This is a genomic window from Paenibacillus kribbensis (assembly GCF_001705305.1).
Taxonomy (GTDB): domain Bacteria; phylum Bacillota; class Bacilli; order Paenibacillales; family Paenibacillaceae; genus Paenibacillus; species Paenibacillus kribbensis_B.
On sequence record NZ_MCBP01000004.1, the window covers coordinates 395,883 to 411,512 of the forward strand.

A 15,630-nucleotide genomic window follows, 5' to 3' on the forward strand; every position below is an offset into this window, starting at 1 on the left:
GTTTGTTTGATACATGCACTGCGGGTTATTTTTGCGTATGGATTGACGATGTCGAAAACGAAATGGGACAGGGCTTGTCCACTCAATTTCCAGGCATAATCATGCTCTCATAAAGCGACACAGGCCACTCGCTCCACGGAAATTGGGCGGGAGGCAGCGAGTGAAAACTCATATCCTCCTTGCTGACTGGATGCGGTGCGCCAGCAAGCAAGGACCAGAGTGCGAGCTGTTGACCGGGGCGGCTCAGGCTGCCACCATATTTTTGATCCCCGTAGAGAGGACAGCCGATCGCCTGCATTTGCACACGAATTTGGTGCGAGCGTCCGGTATGCAGTTTAATCTGCACCAGACTGAGCCCATCTACTTGCCCAAGCACGCGATACTCCAAAATAGCTTCCTTGGCGCCAGCCGTGCCGTGCCGAACAGCTTGAACGGTGTTCGTGCGGCTATCCTTTAGCAGGTAATGGGTCAGACGACCTTGCGGAGCCGCGGGAACACCATTCAGGACCGCTGTATACATTTTGCGGAAATGGCGGCCTCGAACCGATTCTGACAGGCGCGAAGCAGCCTTGGACGTCTTGGCAAAGATCATGGCTCCGCCTACAGGGCGATCCAGTCTGTGAACCAGGCCCAAAAAGACGTTGCCAGGCTTATTGTGTCTGATTTTAAGGTCTTCCTTGAGTAACGACAGCAGATCAGGATCTCCGCTGGAGTCCTCTTGTGTCGGAACGTTGACGGGCTTTACAACCGCCAAAACATGATTGTCCTCATATAAAACAGGAATATTCGGTTCTGCATGCCCGTGTCGGGTAAGTTCATCTTGAGTCATAAAGGGAATTAAGCCTCCCAGCGTCCGAGAATACCGCAAGGTAAATTCAATCCCGAGCGCGTGATTGGTAATCCGATTTCACCAGCGCTAATTTGTCCGCCGTACTTTTGTTGCATAGTCATGCTCAGCATATTATGCAGTACAGTAGGTGAAATACCAGTGGTATAGGAGTTGATCAGCACAAACAACGGTTGATCCGAGATGATGCTCATGCAGGATTCCAGAAACGGATACAGGCTTTCTTCAAGCTTCCAAGTTTCTCCGTTTGGTCCGCGTCCGTAAGAAGGAGGGTCCATAATAATCGCATCATAACGGTTGCCTCTGCGCTGTTCACGTTGCACGAACTTAAACACGTCGTCTGTAATAAAGCGTACCGGTCGGTCGGCCAGTCCGGACAAATGCACATTCTCCTTCGCCCACTGTACCATGCCTTTGGCGGCATCCACGTGAACTACGCTGGCCCCGGCATACGCTGCGGCCGTAGTGGCTCCTCCTGTGTAGGCAAACAAGTTCAGTACGGAGATCGGTCTGCCTGCTCCTTTGATTTTATCCATCATCCAGCTCCAGTTTGCTGCCTGTTCCGGAAAAAGACCGGTATGCTTGAAGCTGGTCGGTTTAATGTGGAATTTAAGCGGTCCGTAGCCGATCGTCCAGCGCTCAGGGATAGGCTTTTTCATATCCCATTGGCCGCCCCCGGAAGAGCTGCGGTGGTAATGCCCATGAACATTACGCCATTCGGCTGTTTCCTGGGTCAAAGGCCATATAATTTGCGGATCGGGACGACGCAGGACAATATCGCCCCAGCGCTCCAGTTTTTCGCCACCGCCTGTATCCATAACTTCATAGTCTTTCCATCCTTGTGCTACATACATGTACAATCCATCCTTCAGCAGTCAATTCAGGATTCCGGCAGCACGCTGCACAAAATCCCCATATGGAATCTATTGTACAACAAACCTTAGCAACAATCGAATGATTCCATCAAAGTAACAGGCAGGAGGACAGAGACAAAATATTTTTTTCAGATGTACTTGTAATTAGAGCGCTTCCATATTAAAATGAAGTCAATCCCACTTGTACGTACAACTATCCATTTTTCAGTATAATAATGAAAAACGGATTAGATTGTACGTACATAATATTTCTATTTATGACACAGCTGCAATTATACTTATTTCCTGACAGGAGGAATTTTGAATTATGAAACCGTTTAAATTTTGGTTTGCTACAGGAAGTCAGCATTTGTATGGACCCGAAACGCTTGATCAGGTACAAGAGCATTCCCGCAAAATTGTAGAAGGATTGAACCGCAGCGGTCATTTGCCGTTTGAAGTTGTATTGAAACCTGTACTGACGAATTCCGACGCAATCCGTCGTTTGATTATTGATGCGAATGGGGATGACCTGTGTGCAGGGATTATTACGTGGATGCATACGTTTTCTCCAGCGAAGATGTGGATTGCCGGCTTGACTCGTTTGGCGAAGCCTTTGCTGCATCTGCACACTCAATTTAACCGTGATATCCCTTGGGATAGCATCGATATGGACTTTATGAACCTGAATCAATCCGCACATGGTGACCGTGAATTTGGCTTTATCGGTGCACGCCTGGATGTAACACGCAAAGTCGTTGTTGGCTATTGGGAGGAAGAAGGGGTTCAAAAACGCATTGGCAGCTGGATGTCTACTGCGGCTGCTTATAGCGAAAGCCAAAACCTCAAAGTAGCACGTTTTGGTGATAATATGCGTGAAGTTGCGGTTACCGATGGTAACAAAGTAACTGCTCAAGCCCAATTAGGCTGGTCGATCAACGGCTATGGTGTGGGTGATCTGGTTGAAATTGTGAATAACGTGACGGAAGGCGAAATCAGTGCATTGTTCGAAGAATACAATGAACTGTATGAATTGTCCGCAGCAGCGAAGCAGCCGGGAGCGGTTCGTGATTCCATTCTGGAACAGGCTCGTATCGAATTAGGCATGAAGAAGTTTTTGGAAGCGGGGGACTTCGGAGCCTTTACCACAACGTTCGAGGATCTGCATGGACTGAAGCAGCTGCCTGGTTTGGCTGCTCAACGCTTGATGGCTCAAGGCTACGGCTTTGGCGGTGAAGGTGACTGGAAAACAGCAGCATTGACGCGCCTGATGAAGCTGATGGCTAACAATGTGGATACTTCCTTTATGGAAGACTACACCTACCATCTGGCGTCAGGTAATGAATTAATTATGGGATCACATATGCTGGAGGTGTGCCCTACCATTGCTGTAAACAAACCGCGTATTGATGTCCAACCGTTGGGTATTGGCGGTAAAGCCGACCCGGCTCGTCTTATTTTTGAAGGTAAACCAGGTAACGCACTTGTAGCGTCCATCATTGAATTGAAAGGCCGTTTCCGTCTGATCATTAACCAAATTCAGGCTGTGGAAAATAAACACAACATGCCTAAGCTGCCTGTAGCCAGTGTTTTGTGGAAACCTGAGCCTTCGCTTGAAGTATCCGCCGAAGCATGGATTCATGCGGGGGGAGCACATCATACGGTATTGTCCTATGCTGTAACCACTGAGCAATTGCTTGATTACGCTGAGCTGACAGGCATAGAAGCTGTTGTTATTGATAACAACACGAATATTCGCCAGTTCCGTCAAGAACTGCAATGGAATGAGTTGTACTGGCGCAATAAATAAGTAAAAACAATAAATAAGCAGGCTCATTATAAAAGGTGCTTATTCATAGGCTTTATTAGCGAACAGCCGCATGTGATGCGGCTGTTTTGTGTGTGTTTTTACCATGGATAAAAGCCTTGTTCAAAATTTATATTTGACAATGAGAATCATTATCAAATATTATTTGAGTAATAGGGAATGAAAGCATCCCATATTTCAAGTAAAGGTGAGGGATGAACTTGGGTAAAATCTTGATTGCTTATGCCAGTTTGACCGGTAACACTGAGGAAATTGCGGAATTGATTGCCGAGGGCGTTCGCCAAGCAGGGCATGAGGCAGAATTAAAGGCTTCATATGATTGCAACGCGCAAGAGCTGCTCGAATATGATGGGTTCCTGCTGGGGGTATATACTTGGGGAGATGGTGAGCTTCCTGATGAATTTTTAGATTTTTATGAGGAAATGGATGAACTTGATCTGTCGGGCAAAAAGACGGCTGTATTTGGCAGTGGAGATACTTCTTATGAGCAATTCTGTGGTGCGGTTGATTTGGTGGAGGAAAAAGTTAAAGAACGCGGCGCCTCAGTGATTCAGGAGAGCCTGAAGATTGAATTCAACCCATTGGATGATGACAAGGAAAATTGCCGGGCCTATGGAAGACAATTTGCACAGGCGGGTATTGGAGTGTCCTGAGATGAGAGTGAGGGATAGGTATGCGCAGTAGCGATAGCTTAAGCGGTTTTCCTCTTCTGCACGACTATCAGCTTGAGGAGATGTGGAGAACGCCGCAGCCAACCCATCCGTCACAGGCAAAACGCGGACGCGAGGGCTGGAATTGGCGGCAACGGGTTCAATATGCGGTAGGCCATGCACTGAACGAATACTTTGGAATGGAAGTAGAGGTGCGACGGGAAGTCCCCGTCCAGTATGTACTTGAGAAATGGTGGCCCAAGCAGCCCAACGGCTTTGAATCGTTGTTCCACTATTGGGACATCAAAAATAAAGTGTCAGGTGAACTGTCTAAAATATGTGCCTTAAACAAGGACCTGCTCACGCCGGTAATGCTGTATGAACAATTTTCTACGCCAGTGCCTGAACTCAAGGTCGATATTTCACTGATTGTTCAGGCTGCCTGGCAGCTATCAGCTGGAGCCGATTCTTTACTGATTCAAAAGTATATCGTGGACTATAATCCTAATGTCATTCATACATTTCAACATTTGACGAATGTATTCTGTCATTATGCATTTGGGGCTCTGCCACAGCTTATTGAGGTATATTGTCTGCTGGAAGGCAAGAAGATTCGCTTTATCCCAGGGCCCGCTTCTTTGCAACAATCTTTGGATTACGTACAGCTTTTGCGGGATTCCAGAGACGATGTGCATAGGAGCACAGCACGCTGCCGTTGCGGAAATTGCATGGGACAGCAACGATCCCAGGATAATGGAACCGCTAACCAACAAAAAAGAGGAGCAGGAGGCGAAAAATCGTAAATCAAACTATTCCATTTCATGAAGGGCCTTGGAGACAAGGTTCTTTTTTGTGAAAAAAATTATGAAAAAAATGAAAATTTGTATTGCCTGAATAGATAAATATATCTATAATATTTCAATGTACGATAGTTATATGAAAATATTTAAATATAGAGGGCAGTTTGTGAGCATGGGTTAGCTTGTTTTATGTACATAAAATAAGTCCTGTTTGCATGGTATGTAGCCATGCGTTATTTTACGTTCTAATTTTGGTTTAATGGCCTAATATTTCAATTTTAAAATATTAGCGTTGAATAATAAAAATTTTTTGGACAACAGAGGTGGAACAAGTGAGTAAGAAAACTGTATTGCCGATTCTCATCGTACTGCTCATTCTGAGCGGGGGAGCTATTGGCTACTATTATTGGTATCAGGCAACACACTTTGTTAAAAGTGACGATGCGCGTATTCAAGCCGATCAGTATAAGGTGATGCCGCAAATCTCTGGAGAGATTAGCCACATTGATGTGGAAGAGGGCGATGTACTGCAGCGCGATGAACCGATTGCCGAGCAGGATGTATCGGGACTGGATGCAAGTATGATTAGCAAGTCTGTACTGCGTGCGCCGATTAACGGAACTGTGATTAAGATTTATTCGAAGGAGCATGAAATCGGAACACCGGGTAGTGCTGTAGCGACTATGGTTGATATGAACAGCCTGTATGTGTCCACGAATATTGAAGAAACCGATATTAACCGCATTAAACCAGGGCAGCTTGTTGACATTACGCTTGATGCAGCAGGTGACCAGGTCATTCAAGGTAAGGTTCGCAAAGTGGGCGAGGCTTCAAATGCAGTGTTTTCGCTCGTTCCTGCTGTGAACACAAGTGGTAACTTTAATAAGGTGACTCAACGTGTACCTGTAGAAATTGCCGTGAACAAGCCGAAGGATTTGAAGCTCATTCCTGGAACGAACGTGGAAGTAAAAATTCATACATCTTAAAAAGGAGGGGTCCATGTGGCTGCCAATGAAACTGCTGCTGCTCCTTCGACAGATTCTTCCAAAGAACGCTGGCTTGCCTTTTTTGCTATCGTTTTAGGCGCCTTTGTCGCCATTCTGAACAACAGTCTGATCAATGTCGCCATTCCACGATTGACGACGGACTTAGGATCAACGACGACACGTATTCAGTGGGTTATTACAGGTTACACGCTTGCATCCGGCGTAATCGTCCCGATTACCGGATATATGGAGCAGCGTATCGGATACAAAAAGTTTTTGATTCTTGCCCTCAGCGTGTTCTCGCTGGGAACAGGAGTATGTATTTTTGCATGGAGTGATTCTTCCCTGATCGCGGCGCGTGTGCTGGCTGGTCTGGGCGGCGGTGTTATTATGCCGCTGAGTATGACGATTATTTACAAAATCATGCCGCGTGAACAAATTGGGATGTCCCTTGGTATATGGGGGATTGCCGCAATGGCTGCGCCAGCTGTAGGACCTACGCTGAGCGGCTACTTAATTGAATGGTTTAACTGGCGTTTCTTGTTTATTGTCAGTCTGCCTGTTGCTTTATTTGCCATTTTAATGGTCATTCTCCTCATCAAAGAGCCGCCTAAAGTAAAGCCGAAGCCGTTTGATCTACCGGGCTTTTTGCTGGCCGCAACTTGCGCTGGAACACTTTTGTACGCACTGACAAATGGTCAGCGTGATGGCTGGACTTCTTTTGGAATTGTATCCTTGCTGTTTATTGCTTTCTGGGCACTTGTCTTTCTCATCTATGTAGAAAGCGGCAAGGATAATGCTGTAATTGAAATTTCATTATTCAAGAATTCAAAATATACGATTAGTGTTATTGCCTCCAGTCTGGTCATGATGGGGATGTACGGAGGAACGTTCTTAACACCGCTATTTTTGCAAAATATTCAGCGTGTATCGCCGATTGATACCGGTATTATCCTCATTCCACAGGCCATTGCGATGGCGGCTATGATGCCTATTGCCGGGCGGCTGTTTGATAAGTTTGGTATTGTGCCTCTGGGTCTTGTAGGTCTGACGCTAACCAGCTTTATGACGTATCACCTTCATCAGCTTACGCCAGATACTTCGCATGCCTGGCTGGAAACGGTAATGGCGTTACGGGGGCTGGGAATTGGTATCTGTATGATGCCATTATCCACGGTCGGCATGAACGCTGTTCATCCGAGCAAGGTAGCCAATGCATCTACAGCATCCAATCTGGTACGCACCGTGGCTGCATCTATGGCGATTGCGGTGCTGACCGCGATTATGCAAAGCCGTTCGGCAGCTCATGCCCAACAAATTTCCGAGTCCATTACACAAGACTCGGCTCATACGCTACAAGCGACACTGGGCAGCTCATGGATGTCATCCATAAGTAGTTTAATCACACTGGATGCTACATCGAGAGGAATTGGGGATACGTTCCTTATTTCATCTATACCGCTGTTTTGCACGATTCCACTCATCTTTTTGTTTATTCAGAGGAAGAAAGCAAAGACACAGCCGGAAGCTTAATCAAAGAAGTACAAAAATATCGACTGAATGGCTTACATTATTTCCACGGACAGAAAGAAAGGGAATTATCATGAAAATATTGAGAGTAGAAAGTACATTAGCGGCTTTGGTCCTCGGCGGCGCAGTGTTGGCAGGCTGCTCCAGTAATAGCGGAGCAGCGCAGGACATGGTTGTTCCGGTTAAGATCAGCCAAGCACAGCAGGGTATCATCGGACAGGGAAACATCTATACAGGTACTGTCACACCTTCGGAGACGGTGAATATCGTGCCTAAAGTAGGCGGTAAAGTGGTTGAACTGCCTGTAGATATCGGCTCGGAGGTCAAACAAGGTCAAGTGTTGTTCAAACTTGATGATAAGGATATGCGGAACAATGTTGCGAAAGCCCGTGCAGCAGCAGCAGCAGCGGCAGCCGGGGTAAGCAGTGCTCAAGCATCCCACGAATCATCCTTGGTTCAAGCCAACTCTGGCGTGGTACAGTCCAAGAGCGGTGTGATTCAATCCCAAAGTGCAATCAATCAGGCGCAGGGCGCTATTAATCAGGCCACTACAGCAGTAGAACAGGCGACACATGGTGTCTCCTCGGCAGCCAATACGGTGAAACAAACACAGCAAGCTTTGGCAGATGCTCAGAAAAATGTGACACGTACACAAAGCCTGTTTGATGCAGGTGCAAGCACCCAAGCTCAATTAGAACAAGCAAAAACAGCTGTCGTGAACGCGCAAACGGCTTACGAAAATGCACAAAATGCACAAGCTAATGCTCAAGATCAGCTGGTAGCTGCTCAAAAGGCACTCACTACAGCTCGTAACAGCTATGATACGGCAAAAAATAGCTACAGTAATGCCAACAGCGGCTATAGCAATGCGCAAAATCAGCTTAAGGTATCTCAAAATACTGCGGTCATTGAGTCCAGTCAGCAATCTTTCAAACAGGCCCAACTGAATGTTAGTATTGCGCAAGATGCACTGGACGACACCGTAATTACATCACCGATTAACGGTATTGTAGGTACAAAGAATGCAGAAGTTGGCGAAATGGTATCCGCTCAGGCTCCTGCGCTGGTCATTGCCAATCTGAGTACAGTCAATACACTGATCTATGTTCCAGCTGAACAGATCAACAATGTTAAAGTGGGTGACAAGGTACAGGTTCGTGTAGCAGCATCCAATATTGTAACAACAGGTACAGTTAAAAGTGTAAGCCCGTTAGATGCCAGCGGCAAAGGCTACCCTGTGAAAATCTCGGTAGCGAACCCGGATATGAAATTGAAATCCGGTATGTTGGCTGATATCAGCTTCGTCGCTGCCAATGCGCAAGAAGGCATTGTTGTTCCTACCGCAGCAGTTCAAAAGGATCAAGGTAAAGAATATGTATATGTTGTAAACGGAGACCATGCAAAACGCAAGGAAGTGAAATCCGTTCAAACATCAGGCTCGCAAACACTGGTTACCAGCGGCTTGAGCAATGATGAGAATGTAATTGTGAATAACCTGGCGCTGCTATCCGACAATTCACCAATTACAATCAGCCAGTAACTTGGTTCTGAAATCTAAGTTTTGTTTTTCGTACTATATATTCTTACTATATAAATAGTAGTAGAGATTTATGATGAAGTACATGAGCAGGCCAGATCGATACAACTTATCGGTCGGCCTGTTTTTATTTTATGACGCATATTTTACATAGGATTAATGTCGGAAAGAGGCTATTTTTGACGAACATTGGTATGATAGGATAGACTAAATTGGAAATAGATAGTCTACTAGACAGGGATTTATTACATTCTCAGATGAACGATCGGAGGAATTGTAACAATGGAAGTAAAATTGGTAGTGGATTTTGATGCTTATGAGAGTGGACAAACGATGGCTAAATTGATTGAAGAGCTGGCAACCAAGCCGGAGAGCGCGGAAATTACAGATCTGATTATTGGGGATTGGGGCGGAGCCTATGAAAATTCACCTGAGGATTTTATCCCGGTGCTGGTGAAGCATAAAGATCAATTTCCGAAGCTACGCAAGCTGTTTATCGGTGATATGGAATATGATGAGTGTGAGGTTTCGTGGATTAATCAAACGAATCTGTCCCCGCTGCTAGAAGCGTTTCCAGCATTGAAGTCTTTTTATGTCAAAGGAAGCCAGGATCTGAGCTTGGAGCCGCTTCATCATAGCCACCTTCAGGAATTGGTTATTATTTGCGGTGGTCTGCCTGCCAGCGTCCTCCAGCAAATATATCATGCCGAACTGCCTGAGCTGTGTAAGCTGGAGCTGTATTTGGGTGTGGATGAATACGGTTTTGACGGCGGTCTGAAGGATGTTTTACCGTTTTTGGACAACAATCCTTTTCCCAAGCTTACATATTTGGGGCTAAAGGATAGCGAATTACAGGATGAAATTGCGATTGCAGCAGCGAATGCCCCAGTGATCGGACAACTGGAAGTGCTGGATCTGTCCCAGGGTACGTTGTCAGATCAAGGAGCAGAGGCTCTATTGGCTAGTGAGAGTATCAAAGGATTGAAGCATCTGGATTTGAGCTATCATTATATGTCCAGTGAAATGATGCAGCGCTGGAAAAGCTCTGGATTATCTGTGAACGTGGATGATCAGCAGGAAGCAGACGAGGAAGATGATTGGCGTTATCCATCATTGACGGAGTAATTCTATTGAGGTGGCTTTATGGTTGAGATATCAAACAGTAGTGCCAGCGAGCCGTTTATTTTGTTCGGAAATCCGGGTAATCGTCGGACCACGGGACTACAAGCGGCGCGTAGCAAATTGAAGCTTTCCCCCGCGGTGGAGGTTTCCTATAGAGATGTGCTGCGAGCCATTCGGGAGAAACGCAGTCTGGGTGAGCTGATGGTTCAAATAGCAGCACAAGCTACATCAGATCACGTGCATGGCAGTGTGCATGTGCAACAAAGCATCGTTCGAGTACTGGCGGGGCAGGCGGGCAGTAGTCCGCTGCTCCGACTGGATGCACCAGGGGAAAGCTTTGAGGTAGAGCGTGAGCTGATCGCTCTTGGCGCCCCGGATGCTGAAGGGGATGATTCACTGTTGCCATGCTCGGAATGGACACAAGGTACAGGTATTTCGACGGCAGAAGCGCGGCGTCTGCAGGAGCAGCACGGCCGTATTTGGCACCCGGCGCAATGGTTCCGGGGCTATTGTCGTCTGCTGGCCTGGCTGCGGCATGAAGCGGCGCTGCTATGGCCCTTGTCACGCTGGATGAATGATCCGGCGGAAGTGGCAGTGATGTTCGATAAGCGACGTTGCAGCGTCATATTAGGCAAGGCGGGCATAAGGGTTCCGCCAGTGCTTTTACCCTCAGATGGAGTATTTCGTGATACTTCCGATCTGCATACGGCAATGAAGGTGAGCGGATTTCACCGTGTATTTGTGAAAATATTTTGTGGCTCCGGAGCATCTGGAGTGATGGCTTATCAGGTACATCCCCAGACTCAGGCAGAGCTGGCGGTGACCACGATTGGAACGGAAATCGTACAAGGCCAACGAGTGTATTACAATGTGGGACGCCTGCGCCGTTATACAGACAAGCAGGATATTCATGCCATCCTGACCTGGCTATGCATGGAAGGGGTACATGTGGAGCGCTGGATTCCCAAAGCAACCCTGAATGGGCGCGTGTATGATGTGCGCCAGCTCGTATGCGGAGCAGAGGCTTGCCATGCGGTTTTACGTTTGAGCCGCAGCCCCATCACGAATCTGCATTTACGTAATGAGCGGCTTTTGCTGGAGGAGGCTGGCTTGTCACCAGGCACGGTGGAATCGATCCGGCTTACTGCGGAAGCCGCCATGAGTGTTTTTCCGGCTTCCAGCGTCGCTGGGCTAGACGTGCTGGTTCCAGCTCATGGCGGTCGTCCCTATGTGCTGGATGTTAATCCGTTCGGGGATTTACTGTACCGGGTACAACATCAGGGCTGGAATCCGTATGAATGGGAAATGCTGCAGCTGACCAATGGAAGTGCGGCTTTGAAAGGAAAGACTGATGATGACTAATATGAACCAAATTGTCGGCTCTCATGATATTGTCATGATTACGCTTGATACGCTGCGATATGATGTAGCGAAGCTGGAGGAAGAGAACTGCCCGAATTTATGCGGCTCTGGACCGTGGGAAAAACGCCATACACCCGGAAGCTTTACCTATGCCGCACATCATGCTTTTTTTGGCGGATTTTTGCCGACGCCTGCGAATACGGATAAGGGTTCGCATATCCGGTTGTTTCACACCAAGGATACAGGACTGCGCACGCATCCAAACACCTGGCTGTTTGATGCTCCGGATATCGTGTCCGGGCTGGAAAACGAGGGCTATCGGACCATCTGTATCGGTGGTGTTATTTTTTTCACTAAGAAAAATAAGCTGGCCAAGGTGCTGCCGGGGTATTTTCAAGAAAGCTACTGGCGTATGACCTTTGGCGTGACGAATCCCCGCTCGACGGAGCATCAGGTGAGTCATGCCTTGAAGCTGCTGGAGAAGGCGGACCCGGCACAACGGCTGTTTTTGTTTCTGAATGTATCAGCGATCCATGGGCCTAATCATTATTTTGTGGAGGGTGCCGTTAAGGATTCAGTGGAGTCCCAGCGAGCCGCCTTGCGGTATGTGGATGGACAGCTTGGACGCTTGTTTGATGCTTTACGGAAGCGGGGCAAGACGTTTTGTATGGCTTTTTCCGATCATGGTACGGCTTATGGGGAGGATGGCTACGAAGGGCATCGTCTGGCACATGAGGTCGTATGGAATGTGCCTTATCGCGAATTTATTTTGTAAGACTAAAGAAATATAGAAATCAATCCAGCGCGAGGAGGGAGCAGAAAATGAAAGCCATGAATCCGAACCATCCATATCCAACAGGAGCAATTGTCGATACCCCTTCGGGGAAGGACGAAAGCTCGACAGCGTCTAAGTTTTCGTGGTCTGAGAACCCTGCGCAATGGGCACGAGCGATCCGTGAAGCTCCTTACCGTTCCTATTTGTATTCTTATCCGCACAAAACGGCTTATCGGGCGTTTGATACTCCGCTTTCATTACGAGAATTGTGGGAGCAGGAGGAGCTGGAGAGCTACTTTTTGTATATGCATATTCCGTTTTGCGCAGCTCGCTGTGGCTTTTGCAACCTGTTCACCTTGCCGGACAAGCGGCTGGATGTACATAAGGAGTATGTGGATGCGCTTGAAAGACAAGCCCGGCAATGGGCACCTATTATGAACGGGCGGCCTTTTTCGCGTTTTGCCATCGGCGGCGGTACACCGACATTGCTGGAAGCTCCTTTGGTGGAGCGCCTGTTTGACATTGCAGAGAATATAATGGGACTGAACCCTAAGCGTGCTTCCATTTCGGTGGAAACCTCTCCCGATACGGTGACCGAGGATCGGCTGGAGGTGCTCAAACGCCGCGGGACAGACCGTGTCAGCATGGGAATCCAAAGCTTTGTGGAATCAGAAAGTGCGGCCATTTACCGACCGCAGAAGCCCAAGCTTGTGCGTGAAGCGCTCGCACGGCTGGTGGAGTATAATTTTCCTTTGCTGAACGTGGATCTGATCTATGGTCTGCCTGGTCAAACGGTGGACACCTGGCTGTATTCATTGGAAGAAGCCCTGTCTTACTCTCCGGGAGAGATTTTCCTTTACCCGCTATATATACGAGAAAATACGATTTTAAAGCCGGGTTATACCGGACTGGAGCATGATATTCGTCTAAGCTTGTACGAAGCAGCACGCGAAAGACTTAAGCAGGCAGGATATATACAATATTCCATGCGCCGTTTTGCTAAAACTGAGGGTGCGTCCGGCAAGGAGCTTTTGCCATATAGCTGTCAGGAGGAAGGCATGGCGGGTCTGGGCTGTGGCGCACGCTCTTATACACGCAATGTGCACTATGCCAGCCGGTACGGTGTTAGCGCCGCAGCTACTCGCAGTATTATCGCAGATTTTGTTGCAGCGGAGCGTCATGATCTGGCGGACTACGGTTTTATTTTAAATGAGGAAGAGAGCAAACGGCGTTTTATTTTAAAAGCGCTGCTTCATCGGGAAGGTTTGAAGCTGTCTGCCTACGCAGAGCGTTTCGGTGTATCTTTGCCGGAAGATTTTACTGGCATGTCGTTGCTGCTGGAATCGGGTATGGCGGTCGTTGAGGAGGGGACACTGCGACTCACGGAGGAAGGAATGGCCTATTCTGATGCGATTGGTGACTGGATGATCTCCACGGCTGTACGGGAACGTATGGAAGGGTACGCAGGAGCATGAGAGCAACCCTATATTATCGTGGTTCGTTGACCTCCTGCAACTATGCTTGTCCTTACTGTCCGTTTAGTAAAAACGTGGATAGTCGGGAGACGTTGGACAAGGATCGGGCACAGTTGGAGCGTTTTGCCGATTGGGTACGAGAACAGGGAGCTTTGGGACATCGACTCTCCATTTTTTTTAATCCGTATGGAGAAGCCTTGATTCATTCTTGGTATCGCAGGACTATGATTGAATTTTCCCATATGGCGCATGTGGAAAAAGTGGCAGTACAGACGAATCTATCGGCCAAGCTGGATTGGACGAAGGAATTGAATCCGGAGACTGCTGCATTGTGGGCTACATATCACCCTGGAGAGACGAAAGAGCAGGCCTTTATATCACACGCTATGAAGCTATATGAGCTTGGTATTTCCTATAGTGTCGGTACAGTCGGATTAAGACAGGCATTCCCGGCTATTCACTCCTTGCGATCGAAACTTCCAAAGGATGTTTATTTGTGGATCAACGCCTATAAGGATCGACCCCATTATTATACCGATGCCGAGATTGAGGAATTGGCCGCAATCGACCCCTATTTTCAATGGAATTTGCAGGATTACAGCAGTCAGGGACGAGCATGTCGTGCCGGAGAGGATGTATTTTATGTCCAAGGCGACGGACGAGTAAAGCATTGCTATCAGGATCGACGTGTGATTGGACATCTTTACAGAGATGGTCTGGAAGGTCTGAGCGCCAAGCGCCCGTGCCAGATGAAAGAATGCGGCTGCTATATCGGCTATATCCATATGGAGGAGCAGCCGTTTCGGCAAATGTACGGTAGCGGCTTGCTCGAAAGGGTGCCCGCTATTGATTAGCAAGATGATATTCCATCGGCTTTGTGAAAAGATAGGATGCCAACCATCAGAGCTTAAATTTCTAGGTGGCTACAATCCAAAAAAGAACCGACCTTGCATCAAGCAAAGGTCGGTTCTGCTGTTTTGTAACATGCTCAGTAAGACTATTCTGTGCAGTATATGTTTAGGTTTGGACAATAGCCGTAATTTCTTCATCCAAATCCAATTGGACCTGCTCGCGATAGGCACGAATATTGTATTCGGAATGCAGATAACGCAGGATAGCCTCAATCATGTTCGCCTCTACCAAATACTGACTGCGGCCCTGTACATGAACTTCGGCTGTATAACCGGTGTCCTCTTCCCAGCTTAGTTCCACAACCACATCGGTGGGCTGAACGCCCTTGCGTTCAGCCATATGCAAACAAATGGCGTTAATAATCTCATCCATACTCAAAATCATGGCTTAGTAACGTCCTCCACGGGAGTCATCAGGTCTGCGGCGATTTTTGATGGCACGGTAGATACCTACACCAACCATGATCAGGACGTATATGGCAAGAACGTTGACGGCAAGGCCGAGCAAGCTGCCCAGTGCACCCATGTTGCCAAACAGTCCGCCAAAGAGCATACCTGCCAAGCCACCCAGCATCATCCCTTTGAGGAACCCGCCGCCACCGCCGAGGAATCCACCGGTTCTGCTTGTGTTGCCCGTAGCTGCACTGGATTTAGTTCCGCTATCAGACTTATTGATGCCGCTGCTGTCATTCGCCTTGCTTGGTGTAGATTGATATGATTTTGGACCGGATTTAAATCCGCCACTTCGCCTCGCATCAGCTGTAGACGGTGCAATCATAGCAATCAACAATGTAAAAGCCATCATTAGCATCATCATATTTTTTAAAGTAAATGTTTTCTTCATGTAAATATAATCCCCCTTAGTGGTAAATTGCTTTGATATTGGTCAAACAACCGCTTACCCGTAATACGATATGAATGGAAAAGGGTTTCAAAGAATTTAAATTTTTAAA

14 protein-coding genes and 1 pseudogene are annotated in these 15,630 nt (G+C 47.5%); 11 read left to right on the top strand and 4 right to left on the bottom strand.

Annotated elements, in window-relative coordinates:
* Positions 1 to 82: 82 nt before the first annotated feature.
* Both BAZ21_RS10470 and BAZ21_RS10475 read right to left on the bottom strand, forming a co-directional pair.
* Positions 83 to 829: an RluA family pseudouridine synthase gene (locus BAZ21_RS10470; RefSeq protein ID WP_068499683.1), complete on the bottom strand. Its 747-nt coding sequence runs from the start codon at positions 827 to 829 to the stop codon at positions 83 to 85.
* Positions 830 to 837: 8 nt separating this feature from the next.
* Complete coding sequence (locus BAZ21_RS10475) at positions 838 to 1,701, bottom strand: class I SAM-dependent methyltransferase (RefSeq protein ID WP_068499686.1); 864 nt, start codon at positions 1,699 to 1,701, stop codon at positions 838 to 840.
* Between the two features lie 328 nt (positions 1,702 to 2,029).
* Here BAZ21_RS10475 and araA point away from each other — a divergent pair, with 328 nt between their 5' ends.
* The 11 genes and pseudogenes from araA to BAZ21_RS10530 all read left to right on the top strand — a co-directional run bounded on the left by araA (position 2,030) and on the right by BAZ21_RS10530 (position 14,620).
* Positions 2,030 to 3,511, top strand: coding sequence for an L-arabinose isomerase (gene araA, locus BAZ21_RS10480; RefSeq protein WP_068499689.1), 1,482 nt, complete (start codon positions 2,030 to 2,032; stop codon positions 3,509 to 3,511).
* Positions 3,512 to 3,723: 212 nt separating this feature from the next.
* Positions 3,724 to 4,182: a flavodoxin gene (locus BAZ21_RS10485; protein WP_068499692.1), complete on the top strand. Its 459-nt coding sequence runs from the start codon at positions 3,724 to 3,726 to the stop codon at positions 4,180 to 4,182.
* Positions 4,183 to 4,202: 20 nt separating this feature from the next.
* Positions 4,203 to 5,004 (top strand): annotated as a pseudogene (locus BAZ21_RS10490) (hypothetical protein).
* 307 nt (positions 5,005 to 5,311) lie between these two features.
* Positions 5,312 to 5,965 (top strand): HlyD family secretion protein, encoded by a 654-nt coding sequence (locus BAZ21_RS10495; RefSeq protein WP_068499697.1) that lies wholly within the window; start codon positions 5,312 to 5,314, stop codon positions 5,963 to 5,965.
* Positions 5,966 to 5,980: 15 nt separating this feature from the next.
* Complete coding sequence (locus tag BAZ21_RS10500) at positions 5,981 to 7,498, top strand: DHA2 family efflux MFS transporter permease subunit (protein ID WP_068499702.1); 1,518 nt, start codon at positions 5,981 to 5,983, stop codon at positions 7,496 to 7,498.
* A 70-nt stretch (positions 7,499 to 7,568) separates the two neighbouring features.
* Entirely contained in the window at positions 7,569 to 9,035 is a 1,467-nt protein-coding gene (locus BAZ21_RS10505) for an efflux RND transporter periplasmic adaptor subunit (RefSeq protein ID WP_068499705.1), read from the top strand.
* A 279-nt stretch (positions 9,036 to 9,314) separates the two neighbouring features.
* Entirely contained in the window at positions 9,315 to 10,157 is an 843-nt protein-coding gene (locus tag BAZ21_RS10510; RefSeq protein WP_068499707.1) for an STM4015 family protein, read from the top strand.
* 18 nt (positions 10,158 to 10,175) lie between these two features.
* Positions 10,176 to 11,516 carry an STM4014 family protein gene (locus BAZ21_RS10515; RefSeq protein ID WP_068499710.1) on the top strand — a complete coding sequence of 447 codons (1,341 nt, stop codon included), beginning with the start codon at positions 10,176 to 10,178 and terminating at the stop codon, positions 11,514 to 11,516.
* Positions 11,509 to 12,291, top strand: coding sequence for an STM4013/SEN3800 family hydrolase (locus tag BAZ21_RS10520; protein WP_068499712.1), 783 nt, complete (start codon positions 11,509 to 11,511; stop codon positions 12,289 to 12,291). Before BAZ21_RS10515 ends, BAZ21_RS10520 begins: the two co-directional genes overlap by 8 nt.
* A gap of 47 nt (positions 12,292 to 12,338) precedes the next feature.
* Positions 12,339 to 13,766 (top strand): STM4012 family radical SAM protein, encoded by a 1,428-nt coding sequence (locus BAZ21_RS10525; protein ID WP_068499714.1) that lies wholly within the window; start codon positions 12,339 to 12,341, stop codon positions 13,764 to 13,766.
* Positions 13,763 to 14,620 carry an STM4011 family radical SAM protein gene (locus tag BAZ21_RS10530; RefSeq protein WP_068499716.1) on the top strand — a complete coding sequence of 286 codons (858 nt, stop codon included), beginning with the start codon at positions 13,763 to 13,765 and terminating at the stop codon, positions 14,618 to 14,620. Before BAZ21_RS10525 ends, BAZ21_RS10530 begins: the two co-directional genes overlap by 4 nt.
* Before the next feature lie 163 nt (positions 14,621 to 14,783).
* Here BAZ21_RS10530 and BAZ21_RS10535 read toward each other — a convergent pair whose 3' ends face one another.
* Both BAZ21_RS10535 and BAZ21_RS10540 read right to left on the bottom strand, forming a co-directional pair.
* The gene (locus tag BAZ21_RS10535) at positions 14,784 to 15,062 is read right to left on the bottom strand and encodes a YxcD family protein (protein ID WP_068499719.1); all 279 of its coding nucleotides are present in this window, start codon (positions 15,060 to 15,062) and stop codon (positions 14,784 to 14,786) included.
* A gap of 3 nt (positions 15,063 to 15,065) precedes the next feature.
* Positions 15,066 to 15,521, bottom strand: a complete 456-nt coding sequence (locus tag BAZ21_RS10540; protein ID WP_068499722.1) for a hypothetical protein — start codon at positions 15,519 to 15,521, stop codon at positions 15,066 to 15,068.
* Positions 15,522 to 15,630: the final 109 nt, after the last annotated feature.

What these genes read in the sequence shown, in the direction of transcription:
- araA (WP_068499689.1), top strand. Translation starts at nt 2,030, where the DNA reads ATGAAACCGTTTAAATTTTGGTTTGCTACAGGAAGTCAGCATTTGTAT.
- BAZ21_RS10510 (WP_068499707.1), top strand. Translation starts at nt 9,315, where the DNA reads ATGGAAGTAAAATTGGTAGTGGATTTTGATGCTTATGAGAGTGGACAA.
- BAZ21_RS10505 (WP_068499705.1), top strand. Translation starts at nt 7,569, where the DNA reads ATGAAAATATTGAGAGTAGAAAGTACATTAGCGGCTTTGGTCCTCGGC.
- BAZ21_RS10485 (WP_068499692.1), top strand. Translation starts at nt 3,724, where the DNA reads ATGAACTTGGGTAAAATCTTGATTGCTTATGCCAGTTTGACCGGTAAC.
- BAZ21_RS10475 (WP_068499686.1), bottom strand. Translation starts at nt 1,701, where the DNA reads ATGTATGTAGCACAAGGATGGAAAGACTATGAAGTTATGGATACAGGC.
- BAZ21_RS10535 (WP_068499719.1), bottom strand. Translation starts at nt 15,062, where the DNA reads ATGATTTTGAGTATGGATGAGATTATTAACGCCATTTGTTTGCATATG.
- BAZ21_RS10515 (WP_068499710.1), top strand. Translation starts at nt 10,176, where the DNA reads ATGGTTGAGATATCAAACAGTAGTGCCAGCGAGCCGTTTATTTTGTTC.
- BAZ21_RS10470 (WP_068499683.1), bottom strand. Translation starts at nt 829, where the DNA reads ATGACTCAAGATGAACTTACCCGACACGGGCATGCAGAACCGAATATT.
- BAZ21_RS10525 (WP_068499714.1), top strand. Translation starts at nt 12,339, where the DNA reads ATGAAAGCCATGAATCCGAACCATCCATATCCAACAGGAGCAATTGTC.
- BAZ21_RS10520 (WP_068499712.1), top strand. Translation starts at nt 11,509, where the DNA reads ATGACTAATATGAACCAAATTGTCGGCTCTCATGATATTGTCATGATT.
- BAZ21_RS10530 (WP_068499716.1), top strand. Translation starts at nt 13,763, where the DNA reads ATGAGAGCAACCCTATATTATCGTGGTTCGTTGACCTCCTGCAACTAT.
- BAZ21_RS10540 (WP_068499722.1), bottom strand. Translation starts at nt 15,521, where the DNA reads ATGAAGAAAACATTTACTTTAAAAAATATGATGATGCTAATGATGGCT.